The organism is Rhizobium sp. BR 317, assembly GCF_047445835.1.
Classification (GTDB): domain Bacteria; phylum Pseudomonadota; class Alphaproteobacteria; order Rhizobiales; family Rhizobiaceae; genus Rhizobium; species Rhizobium paranaense.
The window spans coordinates 1-572 of record NZ_JARWLB010000214.1 but is presented as its reverse complement, the minus strand read 5'-3'; the positions used below and the strand labels follow the sequence as shown (position 1 = coordinate 572).

At 51.8% G+C, this 572-nt stretch carries 1 protein-coding gene; it reads right to left on the bottom strand.

What is annotated here, in order from left to right:
- Positions 1 to 78: 78 nt before the first annotated feature.
- Positions 79 to 572: MFS transporter (locus tag QD357_RS32865; protein ID WP_414126170.1), on the bottom strand; the 494-nt coding region annotated here is incomplete at its 5' end.

Genomic DNA, 572 nt, shown 5'->3' with positions numbered 1-572 from the left:
GGTTGATGGCGCAGAGCCGGCGCACGTACGGAGGGGAATGACCACTCMGCCCGCCATCATCGCCGATGAACCTGCATGCTAATTGACTTCTCGCAAGTCAATTCCACTCGTTTCTCTCCACGTTGCTACCACGCCCGCTGCTATTAGAACTACAACCACAACATACAGGTTAAACACCCAGGAGAGGTTCATGCTTGAGAACCAGCTGCTCAAATAGGGTGCTGTGCCGCCGAACAGAGCAAGTGAAAGGGGGAGAGAAATACCCATGATGCGCGAACGGTACCGTGTTGGAACACGTTCAGCAATGATTGCAGGTAGCGTTCCACCAATACAACCAGTAACCGAGAGCATCACGCCTTGCGCGACAAATAGCGTCCAAGGTTCATTGGATATGAAGCCGATTAGGGGAAATGTTAGCACCGCTACTGCCAGAAAATAAAAAATCGTTACGGGCTTCCTACCGATTCGATCGGAAACGTAACCCCATATAGGGACAGCGATGATATAGGGAATTTGTGCAAACAGACTCGCGGTGAAGGCGCCGCTTGGATCCATGCCACGCTGCGTTATAG